This window comes from Arthrobacter sp. B2a2-09, from assembly GCF_027587375.1.
GTDB lineage: Bacteria > Actinomycetota > Actinomycetes > Actinomycetales > Micrococcaceae > Arthrobacter.
The window spans coordinates 66,413-90,769 of the sequence record NZ_JAMXIC010000001.1 but is presented as its reverse complement, the minus strand read 5'-3'; the positions used below and the strand labels follow the sequence as shown (position 1 = coordinate 90,769).

23 protein-coding genes are annotated in these 24,357 nt (G+C 63.5%); 16 read left to right on the top strand and 7 right to left on the bottom strand.

Annotated features, from left to right (window positions below; all coding sequences use genetic code 11):
- Positions 1-51 precede the first annotated feature (51 nt).
- Entirely contained in the window at positions 52-2,124 is a 2,073-nt protein-coding gene (locus NFJ07_RS00405) for an outer membrane protein assembly factor BamB family protein (RefSeq protein ID WP_269991693.1), read from the top strand.
- Between the two features lie 13 nt (positions 2,125-2,137).
- On the opposite strand, the gene NFJ07_RS00400 is transcribed toward NFJ07_RS00405, so the two are convergent.
- Together NFJ07_RS00400 and NFJ07_RS00395 are read right to left on the bottom strand one after the other, a co-directional pair.
- Positions 2,138-2,923, bottom strand: coding sequence for an SDR family oxidoreductase (locus NFJ07_RS00400; protein ID WP_269991692.1), 786 nt, complete (start codon positions 2,921-2,923; stop codon positions 2,138-2,140).
- Positions 2,920-3,801, bottom strand: a complete 882-nt coding sequence (locus NFJ07_RS00395; RefSeq protein ID WP_269991691.1) for a helix-turn-helix transcriptional regulator — start codon at positions 3,799-3,801, stop codon at positions 2,920-2,922. Before NFJ07_RS00395 ends, NFJ07_RS00400 begins: the two co-directional genes overlap by 4 nt.
- A 471-nt stretch (positions 3,802-4,272) precedes the next feature.
- Between NFJ07_RS00395 and NFJ07_RS00390 the strand changes: the two genes are divergently transcribed.
- Positions 4,273-5,157, top strand: coding sequence for an aldo/keto reductase (locus tag NFJ07_RS00390; protein ID WP_269991690.1), 885 nt, complete (start codon positions 4,273-4,275; stop codon positions 5,155-5,157).
- Positions 5,158-5,177: 20 nt separating this feature from the next.
- Positions 5,178-6,194 (top strand): aldo/keto reductase, encoded by a 1,017-nt coding sequence (locus tag NFJ07_RS00385; RefSeq protein ID WP_269991689.1) that lies wholly within the window; start codon positions 5,178-5,180, stop codon positions 6,192-6,194.
- A 275-nt stretch (positions 6,195-6,469) separates the two neighbouring features.
- Here the strand turns inward: NFJ07_RS00385 and NFJ07_RS00380 are convergent, their stop codons facing one another.
- The 3 genes from NFJ07_RS00380 to NFJ07_RS00370 all read right to left on the bottom strand — a co-directional run bounded on the left by NFJ07_RS00380 (position 6,470) and on the right by NFJ07_RS00370 (position 9,569).
- A complete protein-coding gene (locus NFJ07_RS00380; RefSeq protein WP_269991687.1) occupies positions 6,470-7,366 on the bottom strand; it encodes an RNA polymerase sigma-70 factor in 897 nt (298 codons plus the stop codon).
- A 19-nt stretch (positions 7,367-7,385) separates the two neighbouring features.
- Entirely contained in the window at positions 7,386-8,585 is a 1,200-nt protein-coding gene (locus NFJ07_RS00375; protein WP_269991685.1) for an NAD(P)/FAD-dependent oxidoreductase, read from the bottom strand.
- Positions 8,586-8,747: 162 nt separating this feature from the next.
- Complete coding sequence (locus NFJ07_RS00370; protein WP_269991684.1) at positions 8,748-9,569, bottom strand: IclR family transcriptional regulator domain-containing protein; 822 nt, start codon at positions 9,567-9,569, stop codon at positions 8,748-8,750.
- Between the two features lie 165 nt (positions 9,570-9,734).
- Between NFJ07_RS00370 and NFJ07_RS00365 the strand changes: the two genes are divergently transcribed.
- The 12 genes from NFJ07_RS00365 (at position 9,735) to NFJ07_RS00310 (ending at position 19,817) form a co-directional block, all read left to right on the top strand.
- The gene (locus NFJ07_RS00365; RefSeq protein ID WP_269991683.1) at positions 9,735-10,943 is read left to right on the top strand and encodes an acyl-CoA dehydrogenase family protein; all 1,209 of its coding nucleotides are present in this window, start codon (positions 9,735-9,737) and stop codon (positions 10,941-10,943) included.
- Between the two features lie 44 nt (positions 10,944-10,987).
- Positions 10,988-12,172: a flavin reductase gene (locus NFJ07_RS00360; protein ID WP_269991681.1), complete on the top strand. Its 1,185-nt coding sequence runs from the start codon at positions 10,988-10,990 to the stop codon at positions 12,170-12,172.
- 172 nt (positions 12,173-12,344) lie between these two features.
- Positions 12,345-13,331, top strand: coding sequence for an ABC transporter substrate-binding protein (locus tag NFJ07_RS00355; protein WP_269991679.1), 987 nt, complete (start codon positions 12,345-12,347; stop codon positions 13,329-13,331).
- Between the two features lie 2 nt (positions 13,332-13,333).
- On the top strand, positions 13,334-14,119 hold the full coding sequence (locus tag NFJ07_RS00350; protein ID WP_269991677.1) for an ABC transporter permease: 786 nt from the start codon (positions 13,334-13,336) through the stop codon (positions 14,117-14,119).
- On the top strand, positions 14,116-14,904 hold the full coding sequence (locus tag NFJ07_RS00345) for an ABC transporter permease (RefSeq protein ID WP_269991676.1): 789 nt from the start codon (positions 14,116-14,118) through the stop codon (positions 14,902-14,904). The genes NFJ07_RS00350 and NFJ07_RS00345 overlap by 4 nt, the downstream gene beginning before the upstream one ends.
- Positions 14,901-15,710, top strand: a complete 810-nt coding sequence (locus NFJ07_RS00340; RefSeq protein WP_269991674.1) for an ABC transporter ATP-binding protein — start codon at positions 14,901-14,903, stop codon at positions 15,708-15,710. The genes NFJ07_RS00345 and NFJ07_RS00340 overlap by 4 nt, the downstream gene beginning before the upstream one ends.
- A 57-nt stretch (positions 15,711-15,767) precedes the next feature.
- The gene (locus tag NFJ07_RS00335; RefSeq protein ID WP_269991672.1) at positions 15,768-16,268 is read left to right on the top strand and encodes a DoxX family protein; all 501 of its coding nucleotides are present in this window, start codon (positions 15,768-15,770) and stop codon (positions 16,266-16,268) included.
- 79 nt (positions 16,269-16,347) lie between these two features.
- Complete coding sequence (locus tag NFJ07_RS00330) at positions 16,348-17,205, top strand: fumarylacetoacetate hydrolase family protein (RefSeq protein WP_269991671.1); 858 nt, start codon at positions 16,348-16,350, stop codon at positions 17,203-17,205.
- 102 nt (positions 17,206-17,307) lie between these two features.
- Entirely contained in the window at positions 17,308-18,255 is a 948-nt protein-coding gene (locus NFJ07_RS00325; protein ID WP_269991670.1) for a VOC family protein, read from the top strand.
- Between the two features lie 37 nt (positions 18,256-18,292).
- A complete protein-coding gene (locus NFJ07_RS00320) occupies positions 18,293-18,601 on the top strand; it encodes a YciI family protein (protein WP_269991668.1) in 309 nt (102 codons plus the stop codon).
- Between the two features lie 148 nt (positions 18,602-18,749).
- Positions 18,750-18,950, top strand: coding sequence for a hypothetical protein (locus NFJ07_RS00315; protein WP_269991666.1), 201 nt, complete (start codon positions 18,750-18,752; stop codon positions 18,948-18,950).
- A 183-nt stretch (positions 18,951-19,133) separates the two neighbouring features.
- Complete coding sequence (locus NFJ07_RS00310; RefSeq protein WP_269991664.1) at positions 19,134-19,817, top strand: FadR/GntR family transcriptional regulator; 684 nt, start codon at positions 19,134-19,136, stop codon at positions 19,815-19,817.
- Between the two features lie 181 nt (positions 19,818-19,998).
- On the opposite strand, the gene NFJ07_RS00305 is transcribed toward NFJ07_RS00310, so the two are convergent.
- Both NFJ07_RS00305 and NFJ07_RS00300 read right to left on the bottom strand, forming a co-directional pair.
- Positions 19,999-22,203 carry a hypothetical protein gene (locus NFJ07_RS00305; RefSeq protein ID WP_269991663.1) on the bottom strand — a complete coding sequence of 735 codons (2,205 nt, stop codon included), beginning with the start codon at positions 22,201-22,203 and terminating at the stop codon, positions 19,999-20,001.
- 253 nt (positions 22,204-22,456) lie between these two features.
- A complete protein-coding gene (locus NFJ07_RS00300) occupies positions 22,457-23,104 on the bottom strand; it encodes a hypothetical protein (protein WP_269991662.1) in 648 nt (215 codons plus the stop codon).
- Between the two features lie 189 nt (positions 23,105-23,293).
- On the opposite strand from NFJ07_RS00300, the gene NFJ07_RS00295 reads away from it, so the two are divergent.
- Positions 23,294-24,340 carry a DUF2293 domain-containing protein gene (locus tag NFJ07_RS00295; RefSeq protein WP_269991660.1) on the top strand — a complete coding sequence of 349 codons (1,047 nt, stop codon included), beginning with the start codon at positions 23,294-23,296 and terminating at the stop codon, positions 24,338-24,340.
- Positions 24,341-24,357: the final 17 nt, after the last annotated feature.

The following is a 24,357-nucleotide window of genomic DNA, read 5'->3' as shown; positions in this document are numbered from 1 at the left end:
GGCGACACTTTGCAATGACCTTCACCTCCCCTTCAGAACAAAGGAAGTTCCATGAAGAATTCCCCCATCGGCAGGCGAGCCATTTTGCAGGCGGGCGGTGCGGCCGGGCTGGCGGGCGCACTCGGCCTGTCACCGACGGGTCCGGCAGAGGCTGCAGAATTGTCCGCTCAGCGTGGCGGGCACAGCGCCACCGAAATCCTGGACCTGGGACCGGCGGTGGTTCAGTTCTCGTTGATGAGTTCAGTTCTCGTCGGCGATACCGTCTACATCGGTTCCCGCAACCTAGATCCTGTCCGCATCGTCGCGTTCCATGTGCCGACGCGAAAGGTGATAGCCCAGACCGAACTCGCTACGGGTTACAGCATCCAGGCCTTGGCGGCCGATTCCACGGGCCGCTACCTGTACGCCGGTGTCCTCCAAGATGCTGTTGGGACCCTGCCGAACCTTTACCGCTGGGACCTGACCACCCTGTCCGCGCCGGCAACGCCGATCGGCCGGATCGGTGACCGCGACGTGCGCGACCTCAGCGTGGCACCGAACGGTCGCCTGTACGCGGTGGGCGGCGGGAGTGCCACCAAGCCGGCATTGTGGGAGTTCAACCCTTCGACCGGCCAGGTCGGCAACCTGGGGATCCCCGATCCCGGGGTTACGCTTGCGCGTGCGGTTGCCGCAACCGACACCACAGTCTTCTTCGGCGCCGGCAGCACCCTCGGTGGCGGCGGCAGTGCAGGCAGGGCGTGCCTCTACGCGTACAACCGCGCCACGCAAACCTTCACGCTGGTCACTCCATCGGAGATGTTGGCGGATCCCAGTATCCGGGAACTGGCCATCTTCGGAGACAAACTCCTGGTTAGTTCTGCCGCTTCGACCCAACCGTCGAAGGTTGCACTCATGAGGCTGGACAACCTCGCTTCCTATTCCGTGGCGACGTCCATCGGAAAGACCGCCAAGAACTTCACAAGCATCGGCGAGCAGGTGTACTTCGCCAACGAGTCGGGCCTGTGCGTGTACTCCGTGGCATCGAACTCGATCTCGCAGCTGACCCTCAATGGGCCGTCGCTCGGCGAAATCTGGGGCGTGGACGCCGTAAACAACAAGATCCTGGCCACCTCGGGTTACGGTTTCGTGGCCGAGATCGACCCCGGCACAGGAAGCATGGCGGCCACCGACCTTGGAGAGGCCGGCGCCTCCGCCACGCCCCAGACGGTCATGGGCCTGGCAGCAGGTGCGGGATTCGTCCATGCGGGCGGCAACGGCGTGATCGCCCGCCACTCGCTCGCCGCCGGCCAGACGGTCAACCTGCAGGCCCCGGGTGAGGCCAAGGACGCCGTGATGGTGGACGGTGTCCTCTTCACAGGCCAGTACAGCTCGCAGGGCATCTGGACGTACGATCCGCGCAGCGGCCAGCCAATCCACCAAGCAGCCAGCTTTCCCGCGGCGCAGAACCGGCCACTGGATGTCTGCTGGGACGAAGACAACAAACTCGTGCTGCTCGCCGCACAGTCCGACACAGAGGGCGGCGGCTCGTTCTGGACCTACGATCCCCGCACCGGAGCGAAGCAGTACTTCATCAACCCGATCGACAACCGTCAGCTCTTGCGCGCCGTAGCCACCCGCGACGGCGTGGCCTACCTCGGCGGCGGCCTCCCCACACTGGACGGTCCCGGCACTATCGTCGCCTTCGACCCGGTTGCCGGCAAGGAGCTCTGGAGGATCGAACCACAGATGGGGGCGGGCATTTCCGCACTCGCCGTCCAGGGACGGAATCTCTACGGGCTGACCCGCAAGGGTGGCATCTTCATCATCGACATCCCCAAGCGCAAACTGGTGCACCAGGCAGACATCAGCTCCCTGTCCTATGGGTTCGGTGCACTGGTGGCCAACCGCGGCGTGATCTACGGCGTCTCCGACACCACGGTCTTCCGGATCGATCCGAAGACATTCGCCGTCTCCGTGGTCGTAGCCGACATCAACGGCGGCTGGTATAGCGGCCCGCACATTGCCGCTGACGAAGACGGCCTGCTCTACACCCTGCGCGGCCCCAACCTCGTCCGGATTGATGACAAAGGAGCAATGCAGACCATGAGGCGCCAACCCTTGCCACAGACGCTTTCGCCGAACTAAGCCCCCGGAGCTACTAACCGGCTTTGGCGCTTCCTGCTGTGATTTGGGCGAGGTCGCGCCGGAACATTTCAGGCTCGCTCTCCGCGGGGAGTTCGACAATATCTTCGGCTGCGTCGAGAGATGCGGCCGGGTCTGGTGTCAGAGAGGTGAAGACGGTGGTGAGGTCGTCTTGTTCGGGCCCGTTGTCGGCGACGAGTTCGAGGGTCTTGTGGTCGGCGGCGTCAATGTGAAGGCTGTCGATGAGGACGCGGGCGATCTGGTCCCTGGCGATGACGCCGTCGGCGGGTGAACCGGACTGTCGCCTGTCGCCCTGGAGCATGACGATCTTCCGCTGGCCGGGTTGGTTGTAATCGAACCAGCCTGGCCGCACGATCGTGTAGGGGTTGTCGCTGGCGCGGATGAGACGCTCGCTGCGCAGCTTCCACCGGGCATAGGCGACGCCGGGCCGGGTGGTGCCGATAGCGGTCATGAGGGCAATACGGGTCCGGCGGCCGTCCAAGGTTTTGAGGACGTTTGCGACGCCGGTGTAGTCGTTGTCCCGCACGTCGCGTTCATTGGTGGTTGACCCGTGGGTGAAGACGATTGCCTCGACGTCCTCGACGGCTGTGTCGAGGGTTTCGGGACGGGTCAGGTCACCGACGACGAGTTCGACGCCGTCGGGAAGGATGCGGGCGGCGCGGGTCTTGTCGCGCACGAGGGCCCGGACCGTCCAGCCCTGCTGGAGCGCCTCGGCCACGGCATGGCGGCCGATGCTGCCGGTGGCACCGACGACCAGAACAATGGAGGGACGGTGGCTCATTTGCTCTCCTTGACTGCGGCTTCTGCGGTGGTCCGCTGGGTCGCGGCCCAACTGGCGAGGACTTTCAGAGCGTCCTCGGAGGGTGTCCCGGGATCTGCCGTGTAGACGTTGATGCGCAGTCCCGGGTCTGCGGGGAGTTCGAGCGCTTCAAAGCTCAGGTCCAGGTCTCCAACGATCGGGTGGTGGAGGCGCTTGCGGCCGGCACGGTGGTACTTCACGTCGTGACGGGCCCATCGGGTGCGGAACTCCTCGCTGCGGGTGGAGAGTTCACCGATCAGGTCCGTGAGGTCCTTGTCGTACGGGTTTTTCCCGGCTGTGGAGCGCAGGACCGCGACGATGTCATCCGCCGCGCGTTCCCAGTCGGCGAAGAACTCCCGCGCCTTCGGGTTCAAGAAAGTGAAACGTGCGCTGTTCGGCGGAGTGGGCCCCTCTGCCATCATGTCCAGATAGAGGGCACGGCCCAGTTCGTTGGCGGCGAGGACATCCCCGCGGTCGTTGCGGACCCAGGCCGGTGCGGCCGTGATCGCATCGATGACGCGCTGCACGCTCGGCCGCACCGTCTGCGGGCTGTGCCGACGCCGCACCCGGGGAGAGGCCGTCGCGGCGCGGGCCAGGTCAAAAAGGTGGGCCGTTTCGGCGTCGTCGAGCTTCAGCGCACGCCCGAGCGCTTCAAGGACACTGTCCGAGGCGCCGGAGAGGTTTCCCCGCTCCAGGCGTATGTAATAGTCGATGCTCATGCCAGCGAGCATCGCGACTTCCTCACGGCGCAGCCCGGTAACGCGCCGGTTGCCGCCGTAGACCGGCAGCCCGGCTTCATCCGGCGTGATCCTTGCGCGGCGGGAGGTCAGGAACTTCCGCACGTCGTCGCTGTGTGTCATGGCATCTACGCTACGCGCGGTCGATCGGACGAGGGAGGCACTGGCGTTACCCGGAACGGCCGTGACTTCCGGCCTGTAAGGAATCACGGTTGCATTGAAAGCATGAAACCTGCACCTGCAGGCCGGAATGGGATTCCTCCCGTTGATCGCAGTCAACCTGCCTTGGGCTTGGCATCGCGGTCGCGGCAGCAGCGACCATCCTGACCACGGGTTCCGCCGTAGCGCACCTGGCCGCCCAGGTCGGCGTCGCCCTCACGACGGGCAGCGTCCTGCTGCTCCTGGCCCTTGCCGTCACCGCGTCCCTCATCCTGCCCGCAGACCTGGCCGCCCACCGCTCCAGGACACCGCTCGGGGCCGCACCGGCGCCGCAGCTCGAAGCCGCTCGCTGAACCTCCTTGGCTCCCGCTTCAAGGGGGTACTGACGTGCACTCCCATAACCCGGCACATCTGAATACCGTGAAAGGCATGGACATGGAACTAACACTCAACAACGGCATCACGATGCCAGCCCTCGGCCTTGGCGTCTTCCAAAGCGCCCCTGAACAGACGACGGCGGCCGTCGGGGCCGCGCTGGCTGCAGGCTACCGACACGTCGACACCGCCGCCGCCTACGGCAACGAGCGGGAGGTCGGTGAGGGCATCCACAGCTCCGGCCTGGACCGGTCCGATGTGTTCATCGAAACCAAGGTCTGGGTCAGTGACTACGGCTACGACCAGACGCTGCATGCCTGGGAAAAGGCGACAGGCAAGCTCGGCGTCGACTACCTGGACCTGCTCATCCTGCACCAGCCCGCCCCCGACCGGTTCGAGAAAACCATCTCCGCGTACAAGGCGCTGGAGACCCTGCTCGCCGACGGGCGCGTGCGGGCGATCGGCGTCAGCAACTTCATGCCGCACCACATGATGCAATTGCTCGAATCGACCGACGTCGTCCCAGCCGTGAACCAGATCGAACTACACCCTTACTTCACCCAGCCCGCCGTACAGGCAGCCGACGCCGAATTCGGGATTCTCACCCAGGCCTGGTCACCGATCGGAGGGATCACGTTCTACCCAGGATGGGGCGGTCAGGAGCGGCGGAACGTCATGGAAGACCCGGCAATCGCCACCATCGCAAGGGCCCACGGCAAGAGTCCGGCCCAGGTCATGCTCCGGTGGCACCTGCAGCAGGGCCGCTCAGCCATCCCGAAATCGACCAACCCGGCACGCATCGCCGAGAACTTCGATGTGTTCGACTTCGAACTCAGCGCCGCCGAACTCGCCGCCATCGACGCGCTCAACACCGACAACCGCAACGGTCCGGACCCGGACGAAGCCCGCGAAGAACGCTTCGCCATGGTCATCCCCGAAGCCTAAGACAAAGAAAAGGAACCACCATGGAATACCGTCCCCTCGGCCGCACCGGTGTGCAGCTCAGCCCCCTCTGTCTTGGTGCGATGATGTTCGGCCCCTGGGGCAACAGCGACACCGCGGACTCCATCCGCATCATCCACCGCGCCCTCGACGCGGGCATCAACTTCATCGACACCGCAGACGTCTACTCCGGCGGGGCATCCGAGGAAATCGTCGGGCAGGCGCTGGACGGGCGCCGCGACGACGTGTTCCTCGCCACCAAGTTCTTCATGCCCATGAGCGAGGACCCCAACCAGCGCGGCGGGTCCCGCCGCTGGATCATCCGCGAGGTCGAGAACTCCCTGCGACGCCTGAACACCGACTACATCGACCTCTACCAGGTCCACCGGCCCAGCCCGGACACCGACGTCGAGGAGACCCTCGGCGCGCTCAGCGACCTCGTCCGCCAGGGCAAAGTACGCTACATCGGCTCCTCGTCATACTCGGGGTCACAAATCGTCGAAGCCCAGTGGGCATCCCGCGAACGAAACCTGGAACGGTTCGTCACCGAACAGCCGCCCTACTCAATCCTCGTCCGCGGCATCGAAGAAGATATCCTCCCGACGGTCCAGCGCCACGGCATGGGCACGCTCACCTACAGCCCGCTTAGCGGCGGCTGGCTTTCAGGGCGCTGGCGCAAAGACTCAGCGTCCGCACCCACCTCCTCGGCCCGTCCGAACGCCCGCTTCGACATGAGCAGCCCGGCGAACCAGCGCAAGCTCGACATCGTCGAAGAACTCGCCCAGCTCGCCGAACAAACCGGACTCGCGCTCATCGAGCTGGCTATCGCGTTTGTGATCAACCACCCAGGCGTCACGGCCGCTATCGTCGGACCGCGCACCATGGAACAACTCGAGTCCTACCTGCCCGCGGCTGACATCACGCTGAGCACAGACGTGCTGGACCGCATCGACCAACTCGTCGCACCCGGAGTTACTGTCAACCCGGACGACAACAGCTACGGGGCACATGAACTTACAGCGCAGGCACGACGGCGGTGAAAACCGCGGTGGTAACAGTCGAAGTCATGTGCGAGGCGATGGTGGCGGCGTCGGGAGTTCCACGAGCGAGTCCGGCCCCAGTTTCGGCTGTCTACGGCCCGTCTGCGATTACCCGCCGACGCGGCTCAGGGACTATCTCACCGTCGACCCAACCGCGCAGGACAGCGCCGGGTTCGAGCCCGAGCGCACGCGCACTGGAGAACCATGGCCAGCCCTCGGTGCCACCGAGCTCCACTCCCGGTAGCGCAGTGTGAGCGCATCTCCGTGAGGGCTGTTTATCGCAGGGCGAGGGACGCCTCGGCGTGGATGCGGGACAGTTTCTCGGGATTGCGGACGTAGTAGATGCCGGAGATGCAGGCGTCGTCGACGCGTATTGTCATCACGCCGTCGATTTCGCCGTCCACGCGAAGGACAAGGGCGGGGTTGCCGTTGATCACGGCACGAGCAACGCCGACGGGCGCGCCGCTTTTTCGGATACCCCCGATCATGAAGCGCAGGACCTTTTCGGCACCAACGATCGGCCGCAACGCGGCTCGCTTGAGGCCACCGCCGTCGCTCACCAGGACGACGTCGGGGGCGAGCACCTCAAGGAGGCTCTGCAGGTCACCGGTTTCGAATGCGCGTTGGAACGATTCCAGGGCCGCCCTGGTCTCGCCTTGGGAGACGATGACGCGGGGGCGGCGGGCATCGACGTGTTGGCGGGCGCGGTGCGCAATCTGGCGGACGGCGGCAGGGCTTTTGTCGACGGCTTCAGCGATCTCTTCGTAGCCGACGTCGAAGGCCTCCCGCAACACGAAGACGGCGCGCTCGGTCGGCGAGAGTGTCTCAAGGACAAGCATGATCGCCATCGAGACGCTCTCGGCGAGCTCGACGTCCTCCGCCACGTCCGGTGCGGTGAGCAACGGTTCAGGGAGCCACGGTCCGATATACGCCTCGAGACGGCTCTTCATGGTGCGCAACCGGTTGAGGGACTGTCGGGTGGTGATCCGGACCAGGTAAGCTCTCTGGTCGCGCACTTGCTCGAGGTCGACTTTGACCCACCGCAGCCAGGTTTCCTGGAGGACGTCTTCGGCGTCGGACGCCGATCCGAGCATCTCGTATGCGACGGTGAAGAGAAGGTTGCGATGCGCGACGAATATTTCGGTCGCCGGGTTCGTGGGCAGTTCGCTCATTTCTCCAACCTTTCGTGGTTCAGGATGCTTGGTGAGTGGTGGCCGGCGACCCATGTCTGGCCTGCAGAAGCCGGGAGCGCTCATCGTCTTTGGAGAAGGCCCAGCTCAGCGAACCGGGCTTGCGTGCCTCGTCCCTCAGATGCTTGACCGTGCCCCAGCAAACCAGTGCCTTGAGTCTTGCACCAGGGCGACCCGCGACGAAAGCCCTCGTTGCGGTGTCGTTCCTGCGGGCGAACTGGAAGATGCCGGACCGGCGACCCAGGCTGATGCACTGGCCGACAAAGCCGAGAGCGATCGGAACGGGCTGCCCACCGGCGATCCGGCTGAGCAGCGTGTCGGCGGCGTGCGCACCGAGCGGGCCCGCGGCCTGGCAGCTCATGCGGAACGGCAGGTCTGACGGAGCGGCCGAGTCCCCGGCCGCGACGATGCGTTCGTCGTCCACGCTCGTCAGTGTCTCATCCGTGAGGAGACGGCCCATGGCGTCGGTGCTCAGGCCGCTGCGGCGGGCCAGGTCCGGCACACCGAATCCGGCGGTCCAGATGGTCACTGTGCTCGGAAGCTCGCGGCCGTCACCCAGCTCCACGGTATTTGGTTTTACCGCTGCCACCGCCGAGTCGGAGCCCTCGAGTACGGTCACGCCGAGCGCAGCCAACTGTTTCGCTACCGCGCGTCGACCGCGAGGATGCAGGTATGGACCGAGCTTCTCTCCACAGACCAGAGTCACGGTGCGGCCCAGCTCGGCCAGTTCGGAGGCGGTCTCGATCCCAGACGGCCCCGCCCCGACGACCGTCACTGCGGCCGAGGCGGGGGCGGCCTTGAGCGCAGACCGCAACCGCTGCGCCTGCTCCAAACTCGCAAGCGGGTAGGCGAACTCGGCCGCTCCGGGCACCTCAGCGGCGGCGCTCCCACTTCCCACTGCGTAAATGAGGTAGTCGTAGGCGAAAGTCCCGCCCGTCGCTAACGCCACGGTCCGCTCCGAAACGTTGATTCCCGTGGCGCTGTCGACGATCAGGTGAATGCGCTCTGCCAGGACGGCTCGGTAATCGAGGACCGCATCGTTGGACCCGCCCACCAGCTGGTGCAGTCGGATCCGTTCGACGAAGGCCGGGCGCGGGTTGATCAACGTCACTTTCACGTCGTTGCGCTGGGTCAGGCGATTTGCCGCCATCACGCCGGCGTAGCCGCCGCCAATCACAACAACGTTGGTGTCCTTGGTCATGATCTCTCCTTCATTTTGGGGTTCGACCATAAGACACAGCGAGATCGACATTTGTGACAGCCAGGTGGAATATTGCGTCGGCGGCATCGCATCACACAGACCCATATCCGAGCAGGCGGAGGGCCGACCACCCAGGGGCTCTTGTCCCGGAACCCGTCGAAGTCAAGATCCGACGGCCCCGCCCGGGGCGGTCCGTGATGAGGACGGGCGGGACTGCCACCGGGCCCAGTCCTGATGGGTTTTTTCTGCCGCCTCTTGTAGCAGGGGCAGGTAGACGCCGACCAGCGTTTCGATGCCGATTTCAGCGGCGTTGACCGTGACATTGATCGACGCCTGCACCTTGCCGGAACCATCGGCCACAGGTACGGACACCGAGCGGACACCAGGGGCCAGCACCTGATCGGCCACCGCCCAGCCTTGGTCACGCACCTTGCCCGTGGCCGCGAGGATCTCTTCCCGGGATTCGCGGGGTGTTGGCAGTCCCGAGCGGGAGGGCTCGGTGAGGGTGTTCAGGGCTTCTTCGGGATCCAGCGCGGCGAGCAGGACCATGCCCTGGGAAGTCAGCAATGCGGGGAACCTGGTGCCGATGTCCACACGCAGGGCAATGAGTTTTGGAACGACGACCTGCGCCACATAGACGATGTCGGAACCGTCGAGCTGGGCCATGGAAACTGGCTCGTTGGTCCTCCGGGCCAGCTCCTCCAGATGGGGCCTCGCCATGTCCCACAACCCGAGGGAGCCGACATAGGCCATCCCCAGTTCGAGCACCCGAGGGGTGAGGGCGTGGCTCCCGTTGCTGATCCGCACATAGCCCAACTCCTCCAAGGTCAGCAGTATCCTGCGGGCGGTGGGACGGGCCAACTCTGCGGCCTGGGCTACCTCGCTCAAGCTCATTCGAGGGCGGGCCGGAGAGAAGCTGCGCAGAACATCCAGCCCCCGTGATATTGCCTCGATGAAATCTGGTCCGTGACCGTTCTCAGCCATCGTTCTCCCTCGTTTGATTGAATTCGTGACCCTTGACACGTCGAGCGTCCTGGTTCATTGTATAGAGCATATCAGTTTTTCGGACATGTGTCCGTACAGCGGACACTGGGTCTTCGGAACCTGATCCGGAGCACGCAAGCTCACAAACAATCGAGAAGGGGCATAATGACCACCACTACAGCCGCTACAGCCACTGCCTGGCCCGTGGACCCGACGGAGCGACGCCGGCATGCACTGGACCAGGTCGAACGTATCCGCGAAACCCTTGAAGCCGGGGTGAGTGAGTCACAGAGATTAGGCTGGCTCGCGCCTGAGTCCGTCCAGGCCTTGCGCGACGCGGGCATCATGGGCATCATGACGCCCGACGACCTGGGCGGAAATGAGGTCGACCCGGTCACGGCGTTCGAGATCATCGAGGCCATGGGGCGGATCGATCCCAGCTTGGCATGGGCTACGGCAATCCTGCTCGAGGGGGCAGGTCAGCTTGCCACCCACCTTTCGCCCGAGCAGGCCGCAAAGGTCTTTGGCGAGAAGCTTCCACTGGCAGCGGCGTCCCTGGCCCCGGGCTCCGCGCAGAAGACCAACGGCGGTTACGTAGTCAACGGGCGCTGGGACTTCACGAGCGGCATCCACCATGCGAATTATGTCGCCGCGACCTTCTGGACGGATGCCGAAGACGGCCGCACCGAACGTCGAATGGCGCTCATTCCAGCCGGGCAGATCGAAATTCAGGATGCGTGGCATGTTCTGGGTATGAAGGCAACCGGATCGACGGCTTTCGAAGTCAATTCCGTGTTCGTTCCAGATGAGATGATCTTTGATCCGATGGGTACCCCGCGCCGCAGCGATACCCCGCTGGCCCGGCTGGGCATGACCCCATACGTCCTCCAAATGCATCCGGGTATGGTCCTCGGAGCCGCCCGCCGGGCGCTGGATGAAATCATTGCGCTGGCCCCGGCAAAGCGCCGGGGCAGCCGAATCAACATCGGCGCCTCCAAGAGCCTGGCCGAATCTTCATGGTTCCAGCGAGAGCTCGGAGAACTGGACGCCCAGCTGCGGGCAGCCCGCGCCCTGGCCATCGAAGCCAACAAACGCGTCCGGGACTCCCTGGCCGACGGCAGCGGAATCGATTTGGAACTCCTTGACCTCATGCAGACCGCATGCTCTTTCGCCGGTAAAACGGCCCAGCAGGTCATCACCCGGGCCTTCCGCAACACCGGGGCCCAGGCCATCATCGAAGACTCCGTGCTTTCCCGGCTGCTGCGCGATATCAATACCATTCTTGCCCACGGCGTGCTGGGCGAGATCGGCTTCGAACTCCACGGCGAGTTCACCCTGGGTCTTCAGACCCTCCAGAACCGGCGCATGGTTTGAGCCATGCGCCGCTCGACAAACCACAGCAGTAAGGAATGATTGCCTTGGAAACGTTGACGAATCACCTCATTGATCCCCAGCTCTTCCGCCGGGTCCTGGGACACTATCCCACCGGTGTCTGCGTCATCACGGCGCTGGATCCGGAGACGGGCCCGATCGGGATGACCGTCGGCACTTTCACCTCGGTTTCCCTGGATCCGGCCCTGATCGCGTTCCTGCCCACCAAGGAATCCGGCACGTATCAGCGGATCCGGAAAATCGGCACGTTCTGCGTCAATGTCCTGGCCTCGAACCAGGACGATCTCTGCCGGCTCTTTGCCCGGCGCGGAGCGGACAAGTTCGACGAGGTCGCATGGAACCCCGCCCCCTCAGGGGCACCCGTCATTGACGACGCCATTGCCTGGATCGACTGCCAGTTGTTCGCCGTGCACGAAGCCGGCGATCACGACATCGTCATCGGAGAAGTCACCGGACTGGGCACGGTTGACGATTCCATGCCTCCGCTCCTCTTCTTCCAGGGAGGTTATGGACGGTTCTCCACCCTGTCTCTCATGGCCGACGCCGACGACATACTCTCTGCCCATCTCCGTCTTGCCGACCGGGCCCGGCCCTACATTGAGTCGCTGGCACAGCGGTATGGGGTGGACTGCCATGCCTCGGCGCTCATCGGTGACGAGGTAATCCAGCTCGCTTATGCCGGCGCAGGTGGAGCGGATCTGGGATTCAGCCGGGTCGGCCTCCGGCTTCCTGTCATTCCACCCATGGGATCGTTGTTCGTGGCCTGGGCCGGCCCGGAGGCCGCCAGTGAATGGCTGTCCCGCTCCGGAAGGGACGTCGACCCGATTGTGCGGAGGAGCTTCGAGGCACACTTGGGACAAATCCGCGCCCAGGGCTGGGCTGCCACCCCTAACGACGAACGGCTCCACGCGATGGAAAGCATCATCGGCAGTATGGCAGCCAATGGATCCCTGCCCGTCAGGCGGCGGGAATTGCAGGAACTCCTGGGCGCGGTCGCCAGTGACTTTGCCACCCCGGCGGATTCATCAGCTGAATCCCCCGTGCACAGCATCTCAGCACCTGTTTTCGACGACAATGGCGCCGTGGTTCTGGCGCTCACCGTAAATGATGGCCGACGTCGGAACGGCGACGCTCGCTTTGACTACCAGGCCGCATTGTTCGATGCGGCCGCCCGGGTCACCCAGGAAATCGGCGGCCGCTCCCCCGTCTAACCCCGGCGCCGCGAGAAACCCCCGTATCGCCTCGAGGCACTATTCATTTCTCATGCTATTCATCATAATGAATAGCATCATTGGGAACGTCGACTGACCAACTCGCCGTTGTGAGACGGCGCGGCCTGGCCAGACAGCACTTTTCTTTGAATGCATAAGAACAGGACACACCATGATCAATATTCGACGCACGGCTGCAGCCGGCACTATCTCACTGGCTCTCGCCCTGGCCGGCACCGCCTGCTCATCGGCAGCCGGATCGGCGCCTGCCACCACCTCGGCGGACGGAACGACCAGCCTCACAGTGACTTTGGCCCCGATTCCCGACTCGGCGCCTTTGTACATTGCTGTTGAACAGGGCATTTTCAAGAAGCATGGCCTTGATGTGAAGATCTCGCCGGCACCCACCATGGGGGCGAGCATCCCGGCACTCGTCTCCGGTGCCGCCCAGATCGGAGTTCTGGCCAATGTGGACGCCATGCAGGCCTCAGCCGCGGGCGTCCCGCTACGGCTTTTCGGTGCCACCACAGTCACCACGGACAAGCCTGCAGAGGATACGGGCAAGGTGTACGTCGCCAAGGACAGCCCCATCAAGCAACTGTCCGACCTGGCCGGCAAGACCATCGGGGTCAGCGGACTCGGCGGGGCGGGAGAACTGTCGCTGAGGGTAGCGCTCGACAAGTCAGGGGTCGACAGCAGCCACGTCAAGTTCCTCGAGGTACCCCTGGACAGCATGCTCAATTCCTTGGAGCGGGGACAGGTGGACGCCATCAACACCATCTCCCCCTTTACGAATGCCGCGGAAGCATCCGGGGCGCACTATATCCTCTCCCCTGGCGCCGTGGCCGTCCCTCACGCTTTGCAGTTTGTCATGGCGACCACCGCACAGTTCCTTGACGTCAACAAGGCCGTAGTCGAGAACTTCAAAGCCGCCGTCGATGAAGCGACCGCTTACGCTGCCAAAAACCCCAACGCGGTGCGGGCGATCCTTCCCAACTACAGCGGCACACCCAAAGAACTGGCGGCTGTCATGCAGCTCCCGGAGTTCAATTCCGACTTCACGAAGGACCGCGCCCGCATCTGGTCTGACCTCATCGCGAAGTACGGATTCGTGAAGGGCACCATCGACATCGACACTCTCATCGTGCAGAACGGCTAGCGATGTTGGTCCGACTATTGCACTACGGGCGCAAGGCAAGCGGCGTCCTGACCATCGCGGTAGCGCTGGCCGCCTGGGAACTGGGCAACCGGTCCGGGATGCTGCCCCGGTCGATGTTCCCGAGCATGTCCAGCACCTTTGAGGCGTTGTTGTCCCTTATGGGCCAGGCCAGGTTCTGGCAGGCACTGGGCCTGACGATGCTCAGCTGGGTCATCGGGCTCGCACTTGCGGCTGCGGTAGGCATCCCCCTAGGGATGCTCTTGGGACGTGTGGGATTCCTGTATCGGTCCACGAGGTTGCTCATCGATTTTCTGAGCACCATTCCGTCAGTGTCGGTCATACCCGTGGTTCTGCTGCTTTTCGGGGCGACCACCCAGATGAAGGTCGTCCTCATCGTCTACGGGGCGGTCTGGCCCATTCTTGTCCAGACCGCCTACGGCGTCAGGGACACCGACCGGGTGCTCATCGATACGGCGAGGTCCTATTCGCTGTCCCGGCTTCGGTCCATCCGGTACGTCCTGATTCCGTCGGCCATGCCCTACATCATGACAGGGGTGCGGATCGCAGCGGTCATCGGCCTGCTGCTGGCCGTATCCTCCGAAGTCCTGGGGTCTGCACCTGGAGTCGGGATGGAAATGGTCTTGGCGCAGTCCGGCGGCGCCCTTGCCCCCACCTACGCCTACGTAGTGCTCATCGGACTGGTCGGCGTCGCGGTTTATCTTGCGTTCAACGAACTGTCGCGGAGGCTACTCAACTGGCACCCATCAGAGAGAGGAGTAATGACATGAGAGCCGTTCTGGGCAAATCCACTGCGCTGCTGACCGAGATCTGGTTACCCATTCTTACTGTCGTGGCGTGGTGGACTTTGAGCAGCAAGAGCACCTCGCTCTACTTCCCGCCGCTGAGCCGCATCATCTCCAAACTGGGCGAGGTTGTGACGACACGCTTCGCGTCCGACATCCTGCCCAGCCTGCAGAACCTGGCAGCCGGGCTTTGCATCTCGGTCATCCTCGGCGTCATCTGCGGCTTGGCCCTGGGCCTGCTGCCACCCCTGTACACGGCTTTCCAGCCGCTCCTGGAATTCATGCGGGCCATACCCGGCGTCGCACTGCTGCCGGTTGCCCTGTTCATGTTCGGGATCGGCTCAGACATGAAAGTCGCGATCATCGTCTTCGGCGCCTTCTGGCCCGTGCTGATGAACACCATCGACGGAATCCGCGGGATCGACATCCTCGTCAAGGATGTCTCCCGCAGCTACAACATCCGGCGGCGTGACCATCTGACCCGCATCGTGCTTCCGGCGGCGGCACCGCAAATCATCGCAGGCATCCGGATCAGCGTCTCCCTCGGAGTCATCCTGATCGTTGCGAGCGAATACGTCGCCTCCACCGAAGGCATCGGATACATCGAACTTCAGTCCGCCCGGCAGTACTACATGGACGTCATGTGGGCTGCGCTCCTGCTGCTCGGAGTCCTCGGGTATCTGCTGAATGTCCTTTTCAGAGTTGTTGAACACCGTCTGCTCCGCTGGCATCGCGGGCTCCGTGGAACGGACCAAGGAGGAACAAAATGACCGAAATCATCGCACGCGGCACTCTCACCGGAGTCCCCGCCCTGTCCGCCCAAGGACTGTCCAAGACCTACGGCAGCGGCGCAAACGCCCGCCAGATCCTGGGCGACGTAAGTTTCGAGGTGCACGACCACGAGACCGTATGCATCGTCGGCCCGTCGGGGGCAGGCAAGACAACCCTGCTGAGGTGTCTGGCCGGCCTGATGCCATCCACCGCCGGCTCGGTCTTCATCGGCGAGGAAAAGGTCGTCGGCCCTCCGCGCCGGATGGCCGTGGTTTTCCAGGATTACAGCCGTTCTCTGATGCCCTGGATGACGGTCCAGGCAAACGTCGAACTCCCCCTGCGGGGACGTCCGGGCCTCACCGCCGCGGACAGGCGTGAACGCGCCCAAACCGCTCTGGCAAGCGTCGGACTGGAAAACAGCGGCACGTTGCACCCATGGCAGCTCTCCGGCGGCATGCAGCAGCGTGTCGCCATCGCCCGGGCGCTGGCCTACGAACCCGACGTCCTGCTCATGGATGAACCCTTCGCATCCGTGGACGCCCAGACACGGGCGGATCTGGAGGACCTCACCCATGCGATCAAGGCGAAGTACGGGATGACCATACTGCTCGTGACACACGATATCTCCGAATCCGTGTATCTCGCCGACAGGGTAATCGTCCTGTCCGGAACACCCACCAGCGTCACCGAAATCGTCCCGGTGGACCTTCCCTACCCCAGGGACCAGGTCAGCACTAAATCCACCTCGGAGTTCTCCGAGCTCCGGGGCCACATCCTTGGCCTCGTCCGCAGGACTCAGCCATAGAAGCATGCCAGCACACTGTGGTCACTCTGATCTTGCTCGCACTGAAAGGAAAGTGTCATGGATGATGGAATCCTGCTTCTGAGGCTGATTCTGGCCGCGCTCGTGGCCGGTCATGGTGCCCAGAAGCTCCTGGGATGGTTCGGCGGCGGAGGAATCCAAGGGACGACGCCGCTGTTCGCTTCCTGGGGGCTGCAACCAGCGCGCCTCATGGTCGCCGTTGCGGGCGGACTGGAACTGATCGGCTCTGCTCTGATTGCGGCCGGAGCGGCCACCATTTTGGGGTCTTGCATCGTCTTTGGCACGATGCTCGTGGCAAGTGCAGTCACCTGGAAAAAGGGGCTTTGGGCCGCCAAGGGTGGCTTTGAACTACCGCTCGTGTACGGGCTGGTGGCCCTGGCAATCGGCGCGACCGGTCCGGGCGACTACTCCGTCGATCAAGTGATCGGGCTCCTGAACTTCTCAGGAATCAACTTCGCCATCGGGGCTGCCGCGATCGCCGCTCTGGGCGCGGCGCCGCTTCTCCTGCGAATAGCCCGAGCAACGAAGACCTCTGCCTGACGAGGTCAAATTACCCCGACTGAACGGCACCCCGCCCGTTCGGCCATGAATCTTCCCTACCCGGAAATAGGAGTTTGTTGTGCGTATTGCCAACCTTGAGAACCGTGCTGTCCTGCTGGTCAGCGACGAGCACGGAATTGATGTCGAGGCCGCTAGTTCGGGCCGGTTCGGTCCGGATCTGGCCGGTGTGTATGAGCGGTGGGAGGAGTTCACCGCCTGGGCCGGCAACCTCACGGACACCCCTGCCGACGCGGTTGTGGACCGGGGCCTGCTGGGGTCCCCGTCCCCGGCACCGCGGCAGGTCTTCGCGATCGGTTTGAACTATTCGGCTCACGCGAAGGAATCCGGCTTCGCCCAGCCCGACACTTTGCCCCCGGTATTTACGAAATTCCTCACCTGTATCACCGGTCCCGACACCGCTGTGGTGCTCCCCGAAGGCGGGAACACCGACTGGGAGGTTGAGCTTGTCGCGGTGATCGGCAAGGAAGCCAAAGACGTTTCCGCCGCAGATGCGTGGGACTATGTTGCCGGCCTTTCAATTGGTCAGGACATTTCCGAGCGCCTCTCCCAGCTCCGCGGCCCGGCCCCGCAGTTCGGCCTAGGCAAGTCCTTCCCCGGCTTCGGACCGGTCGGTCCCTGGCTGGTGACCCCCGATGAGTTCAGGAACCCGGACAACCTGGAAATCGGATGCAGCATCGACGGCGAAGAAGTCCAGAAGGGCCGCACCAGCGAACTGATCTTCTCCGTCCCGGCCCTCGTCGAAGGCCTGTCCCAAACCGTGCCCCTGCTCCCGGGCGACATCATCTTCACCGGCACCCCCGCCGGCGTCGGACTGGGCCGGAACCCCCAGCGTTTCATCCAACCCGGCGAAACCCTCGTGTCCCGCATTGAGGGCATCGGCGAAATGACCCAGATGTTTATCTCTGCCGGCAACTGAATTCGTTCACAGCTGCCCGGCCCATTCCGGGTCCGGGCAGCAGAAACCGGGCCCAGGGCCCGGACATAAGCCCACCCGCTACGGATACAAAGGAGTAACCCCATGTCATTGCACCGACTGACCCGCGTCGTGATGGGCGTGCCGAACGTGGCCGACACGGCCGCCTATTACGAAGAATTCGGTCTGGACCCGCTCGGCAACAACTCGTTCGGAACCCGCGACGGCGGCGAACAACTCAAGATCGTCCCCGCCCCCACCCGGCGCCTCGTCGAGCTCGGCGTCGGCGCAGACAACGAGGACGACATCGCCAAAGTCACCCACCAAATGACCCGCCTCGGCGTCCCGATCAACCACAACGGCATAGAACTGCTCGCCACCGAACCCGTCTCCGGATTCACCGCCCGCATCCACGTCGCACCCCGGATCGCCCAGGAAAAAACGCCTCCGACCCCCTACAACGGCCCCGGCCGGATCGAGCGCTGGGGCCGGGCCCCCGGCGTTGTGCGCGACTACCCGATCAAACCCCGCAAACTCGGCCACACCGTCATCGGAACCGTGAACCTGGAAGCAACCATGCGCTTCTTCACCGAAGGCATCGGATTCAAAGTCAGCGACTACATCTCCGACAGAGGCGCCTTCATGCGCTGCTCCATCGACCACCACAACGTCCTGGCCCTCGCCGCCCCCGTGAATTTCCTCCACCACACCTCCTGGCAGGTCGATGACATCGACGACGTCGGACGCGGCGCGAAAGCCATGCTCGAAAACAACCCCGAACGCCATATCTGGGGACTCGGACGCCACCACGCCGGATCAAACTTCTTCTGGTACCTCAAAGACCCCGCCGGGAACTTCTCCGAGTATTACTCCGACATGGACTGCATCCCCGAAGACGAAATCTGGACCCCCGAAACCTTCGAAGGCGCCCAAGGACTCTTCAACTGGGGACCACCCCCACCCCCGTCCTTCCTCGAACCCGATGACCTCGCCGCCCTCATGACCGGCACCCACGCCCCAACCGCCCTGGGGATCCACTCACAACCGGTTTGAGACCGGTACGGGACAAAGATGTCTGAAAGGCTCCACCATGTTCGTCATTAACATCAGCTACACGGCGTCCGCCGATGTCGTGGCTGTCCACCGCCAACCCCACATCGAGTGGCTCCAGACGGCCATTGACTCCGGTCTGATCGCGGTTGCGGGCAGCAAGTCGACCCGGGATGGCGGCGTACTGCTTTCCCTCGTCCAAGACAGGGAGTACCTTGAGGTCGAACTGACCAAAGATCCCTATGCCGCCGCAGGCGTTGCGGCCCACCAGGTGACCGAAGTCAGTGTGCCAATGGTCGCAAGAGGGTTGGAGCAGTTAATGAGCCAACCCCTGAAGACTTCGACGTGATCATCGCCGGATATGGACCGGTCGGAAGGGTTCTTGCCCTCCAACTGGGGTGCCGCGGCCCGCGCCCCGCCTGGGTGACGGACTTCACCGGTACGATGTGCCGGGTGCAGCCACCGCGGTCGACAGCAGCGGTGCGTATTCACGATGGTTGGACGAAATCGTGGCCGATTCGGTGCTGATCAGGCCGGACTTCTACGTCTACGGCAGTGCGGTCGCCGGCGGCGTCCCGGAACGGGCCGGGGACTTCCTGGCCGATCTGAAACCGGTTAAGGGTGCCGACGCCGGTGACCGGGTTCCGATCGGTGTGACCTCGGTCGAGGGGGTGGCAGCTGCCCAAGCTCGAGTGTGACCGGCGAGCTTGGGTGACTCCGATGTCAAGAATGCCTAAGATGATCATGATGAATTTGGTCTGAGCGGCGGAGGATTCGTGAAAACAGATGAAGCGCCCCACACGGCGGCGGCCTTCGATGTGTGGACTTCACTACCCTCCCACGAAGAATCCGCTCGGATCACTCCTGCCAACAGAGCCGAGATGGCAGCGAATCTAATCGCCGAGCTCGCCGCCAATACCGGCTCCGATGATCGGCTGGGGAGCAAGGAAGAAGTTCGGCAGCGCTGCTCGGTATCCGTGGGAACCTTTAACGAAGCATTGAAAATTGCGCAGGCCCGCGGCGTGGTTACCCTCCGACGCGGCCCAGGTGGAGGGATCTTTGCCGCCCAGCAGACACCGCTGGTCCGATTGGGAAACCAGATGCTGGCCATGGACGAAAGCGAACACATCGTGGCTGACGCCCTCCGGATGCGCAACGTTCTGGATCCGCTGGTCATCGAGGACGCCCTGATGTACTCGTCGGCTGCTGACGTACTTGTCATGCGGGAGGAGGTCAAGGCGATGAAACAGGCAATGACCGACGGTGACGTTCCGGCGTTTCTGCACGGCAATTGGCGCTTCCAAGCCCGTGTTGCCAGCATTTCGCCGAATTCCATGCTGCGAACTGTCTTCTTGGGCTTGCTAGAGATTCTCGAGCGTCACGCCGTTACCCTGCGGGCGCCCGGGGATGAGCCATTGCCTGGACTCTTGCAAGAAAGATTTGAGCTCTACGAGCAGATGGCCGACGCTATGGAAACGCGGGACCGGGATGCTGCGATGCAGATCATGCACATCCATAACAACACGGGCGTCCAGCCAGCGGCGTCCCAAATGGATCTTGCATGATCGCTGGGAGGACTCGGAGTTCCTAGTGACCGGCTTACGGGCGCCGCGGAGAGTGCACCGGCGCGCCGAAACATCAGCCAATTAGAGACCAATGCAAGGGCCCATGACGACCGTTGCCGCAGTGTTCGGAATGGCATTGCCCGGCAGCCTCGACTCAGGACGGCGTCCCATGATCCCGGAACTACCCGGAATCACGAGCGCGGCGGCCCCTTGCGGCCACCAAAACGGCACCGCCAGCCGCAACCAGGACCAGGATCCCGCCGAACACGTACGGAATCCAGTTAACGTCGTCCGACACCTTGGAGATATCCGCCGGTACAGCAGCGGGGTCAGCCTTCGGGGTGACCAAAGGCGTGGGATCGGCCTGAGCAGCATCTGAGTTTTGCCCGGAAACCTTTTGGGCAGTGATCGGTGCAACGACGGAGGGAGCAGCTTCCGGCCTCGGCGTGGGGTCCAGGCTGGTGAACGCTAGCAGGTTCGTGGCCACCGCCGCTACAAGTGGAGCCGGTGCTGGCTGTGCCGGAGTCACGGGTTCTGGAATGACCGGAGGTGTGACAGATGGGTCAACCGGAGTGACCGGAACAGCAGGTACAGCGTTGAACGTGGCCTGAAGGACGTCGCCGTTGGTATCAGCCAACGTCAGTGTGTAGGTTCCCGGGGTGTTCACCCGATAGGCAATCTTGTCATAGTGCATACCGAACGTGCCGTCGACTTCGGCCAAGGTGATGAAGGTTCCGACGCCGGGAATGGTGATCGATATCAATCCATAGGGGTCGAAGCCGCTACCGGTGACCTTTACATAGCCGCCGGCAGTTACGACCGGTGTTACCGAAATGATGGGCGAGATCCGTGGCACTACGAGGAGGGTGATGCTTGATACCCGATTGCCATCCTCGGGGCGGGCCGTGACGGTACGGTTACCGATCGGAGAGTTCAGGAACACTTTCATTTGGTAGATCAACGTGCCGTCCGGGTTCACCGTTTCGGTGTCAACAGTGGTTCCGTCCACATCGATGATTACCCGCTCCCACGGCTTATATCCGGAGCCGGTAACGGTGAAGGTCTCTCCCTGCTGCACCTGGGAAGGAGCAGAAAGGACGGGGTGGAAGATGTGTTCTGTCACCGTGGCTGTACCGGTGAGCACGGTTAATCCGGCATACACCGTGACGGCGTGATCCCCGACAGTGGTGTCGTAGTTTGTCGCCATGCTGACGTTGATCTTGCCGTCGGAGTCGGTGTAGTCATCCACCCGTCCTACTCCGTCGATATAAACCGACACCTTAGCATTGGGGCGGAATCCGTCACCAGCGACCACTATCGGTGCGCTCTGCTCCACCGGAGCGATGGTACTCAGCTTGGCGTTCGGGTGGACGTTGTCGATGATGGCGACCGAGGTGCTGGCGGTAGTGTTGTAATCACCGGTAGCAGTGACGGTCACCTTGGTACCGGCAGGGAAATCAGGACCACCCTCCACCGTGATAGAGGCGGTGATGTTGCCGTTCGCATCCGAGGTGACCTGGGCCGCGGGGCCATAGGTGAAGGCAGGCGTCGTTCTCAGCGTCACCGTGGAGTTCGGCACGAAGGCGGTTCCTTTGATGATGATCCTGTCCTGATCGGCGACTGCCGAGACTGTCGGACTCATCGTGGGTGTGTTCGCCTCCGCGGTGGAGGTGACTATCCTGGTGGTGATTCCGTCGGTAACCGTGACAACGACAGCTCCTATCGTCTGCGGAGTCACCGTTGCGGTGAAGCTGCCATCCACGGCGGGAGTCACGATGTCGGCTATGTCGGGCCCAATCTCTGTCACCGCGACCGGACCCTTGGTCCAACCGGTACCAGTGATCGTTACGGGCTGGCCCACCGTGACAGTAGGCATGGCCGTCGCTGCAGGAGCATAGGTGTACACCTTCGCCAGCTCGAAGCTGGTGGACACAGCCGTCGACGTTGTACCCGTCGCGGTCAGCGTGTAGAACCCCGATGCGGCATCGGTTGCGGTGATGGTGAGAGAGACAGTACCTGCCAAGTTCGCCTGTACTGTGGCGGGAATGGAGAGACCGTCACTGCGGTCCAGTGCCAGCGTCAAGGCTTCATTCGGTTGAAAGCCGGAACCGCTGACGGTGACGGTGCGATCCGAGACCGTTGAGCTCAGAGAATGCAGCACGGCCGCCTTCACGGGAACCACTGCTGCAACCGCGGATGCGGGCTTCGGAGCGAGGGTCGGGGCCGTCGCGGTCACAGGGACAGTGATGGTTGTTCGCTGAGTCAGTGCGGGAACAGGTGTCTCCGCAGCCAGCGCAGCCGGAGCGGCAATCACCCCGGGGACGACAAGTGCAGCACCTGTCGCCACCGCCAGTGTCGCACGACGCAGGCCGTTCTTCCGTTTCACGGTAGAACTGACGTCACCGGCAACTATTCTTTTCAATTTTCTCCCCAATACCCGTGGAACCTCGAAGGAACGCTGTCCAAGGACAAGTTCCCAGATGGGCACCAGACCGATTCTTTGAGAATGGTATCGGAACCGAGAACTTCAGCGTGGTTGAAAACACAAGTTGTTCAACATTTTGGATCGTTGGATTGTCAAAGCAAAGGGCAGGTGCTTTCCGGTCTCCCGGAAAGCACCTGCCCCCTGTGAATACGGGTTACTCGCCTGGAGCCTGGCCCTTGGCTTCAGCAGTCTTAGCGCGGCGGCGAACCACCGCTGCGGATGCTGCGCTGGCGGCCAGAGCGCCTGCGCCGACCAGCGACCACATGACCAGGTTGGAATCGGCAACGGTGTTGGCCTGGCCGGTTGCGGCGCCAGCGGCGGTAACGCTGGAAACAGCAGCGAGACCGGAAATACCTTTGCCTTTGTCGTTGCCGCCGCCGTGGTTGCCGCCGCCGTTGTTGTTGCCTCCGCCGTTGCCGGAATTAACAACCACGGCTGCCCAGCGCGTGTTACCGGAGGTGGCGCCGACGGCGCCGATCATGTAGTTGCCACCGTCCATGAAGGTAATGGTGGTGGAGAAAGCTCCGGTACCGTCGGCGATGACGCTGAAATTGGACGGAGCGGGCCGCTCGCCGTCGGAAGCCTTCTTGCCGCCGGTCCGCTTGAACGTAATGTTGATGGTTTCGCCGGCGATATAGCCGCTGCCGGAGAAAGTGGTGGATTCGCCGCGAGCTATGGTGCCGTCGGAGACGGTTCCGTACTCATTGCCCGGCGCCGGGTAGGTGGTGGCTGCCACGGCCGGAGCGGTTCCAGCCAGTGCGATTGTTCCTGCAAGTGCAAGCGCTGCAATAAACTTCTTCATTTGTCCCCCCTGAGACGAATTACGGAATTCTCGTTATGGTGGGGATACAGATCCCCATGCGATAGCGTGCTGAAATCCCAAATGTCTAGCCAGTGACGACGGTATCATTCACAGCTTGCTCTTAGCAGATTATGTCCAGAGTAGTTCCAAAGGATTAACCTACGGTCTATCTCGGTGATAGGAGTGAGCATGGCGCAATCAATCGAGCAGCGGGTTGCCCGGGCGGCTGAGGAGGCATTGCGGGACCACGGTTACGTCGCGCCGGTCGACGTGCTCGTGGGAATGGGCTGGCTGCAGCCGGTGCACCGAGACCATTGGCGCCAAGGACGCATACCCTATCTCGAGCAGGTGGTGCCGGTCGGCTTGGGCAAGGTCTCCACGGCGATGCGGGCATTGCATCGCTGGGCCGATGAGCAGGGGTTGCAGCCCAGTGAGACCAGCTACGTCGCCCGGACCCGCGACCGCAAGACGCTGCAGTTCTCCGCCAGCGGCAGCCAGTCCATCGAACGCGGATACCGTACACACTGGCTCCCCCCGACTCTGTCAGCGGCCAAGCGCGTGCGCGTCCAGGAGCAGGCCGGTCGGCCGCCGGACCTCGTCGTCGTCTCTCCGCTGAAGGACTGGACATGCACGGGGTGCGGCGGGCACGGGGACTTACTGCTAATGGAAGACGAAGGGCCGCTGTGCATGGCGTGCGCCGATCTCGACTACCTCACCTACCTGCCCGCCGGTAATACCACCCTGACGCGCCGGGCCCGCAAGGCCAGCGGCCTGTCGGCGGTGGTAGTGCGCTTCAGCCGGTCCCGACGGCGCTACGAGCGACAAGGCGTCCTCGTCGAGGAACAGGCGCTGGTGGATGCCGAGGCATCGTGCCTGGCGGACGCGGAGGCGCGCACCCGGCGTCGAGCTCGCGATGAGGAACGGCGCCGCGAGGCTGACAGCCAGCTCGCGGACCGGATGGCTGCGGAGATCAGCCGACTGCTACCTGGATGTCCCCCTCAGCGTGCTGCCGCGATCGCCGCACACACCGCGGCACGGGGCAGCGGCCGGGTCGGACGCACCGCCGAGGGAAAGCGCCTTGACCAACAGGCCCTGGAGTTGGCGGTCGTGGCCTCCATTCGCCACCAAGAAACCGACTACGACGCACTGCTCATGGCGGGCGTGTCGCGGGACACGGCCCGCGACGGGGTCCGCGAAAAAGTCCGCGAGGTCCTCGAGCACTGGCGCCGGGGCTAGCCTCCGGGGGCGGCTGC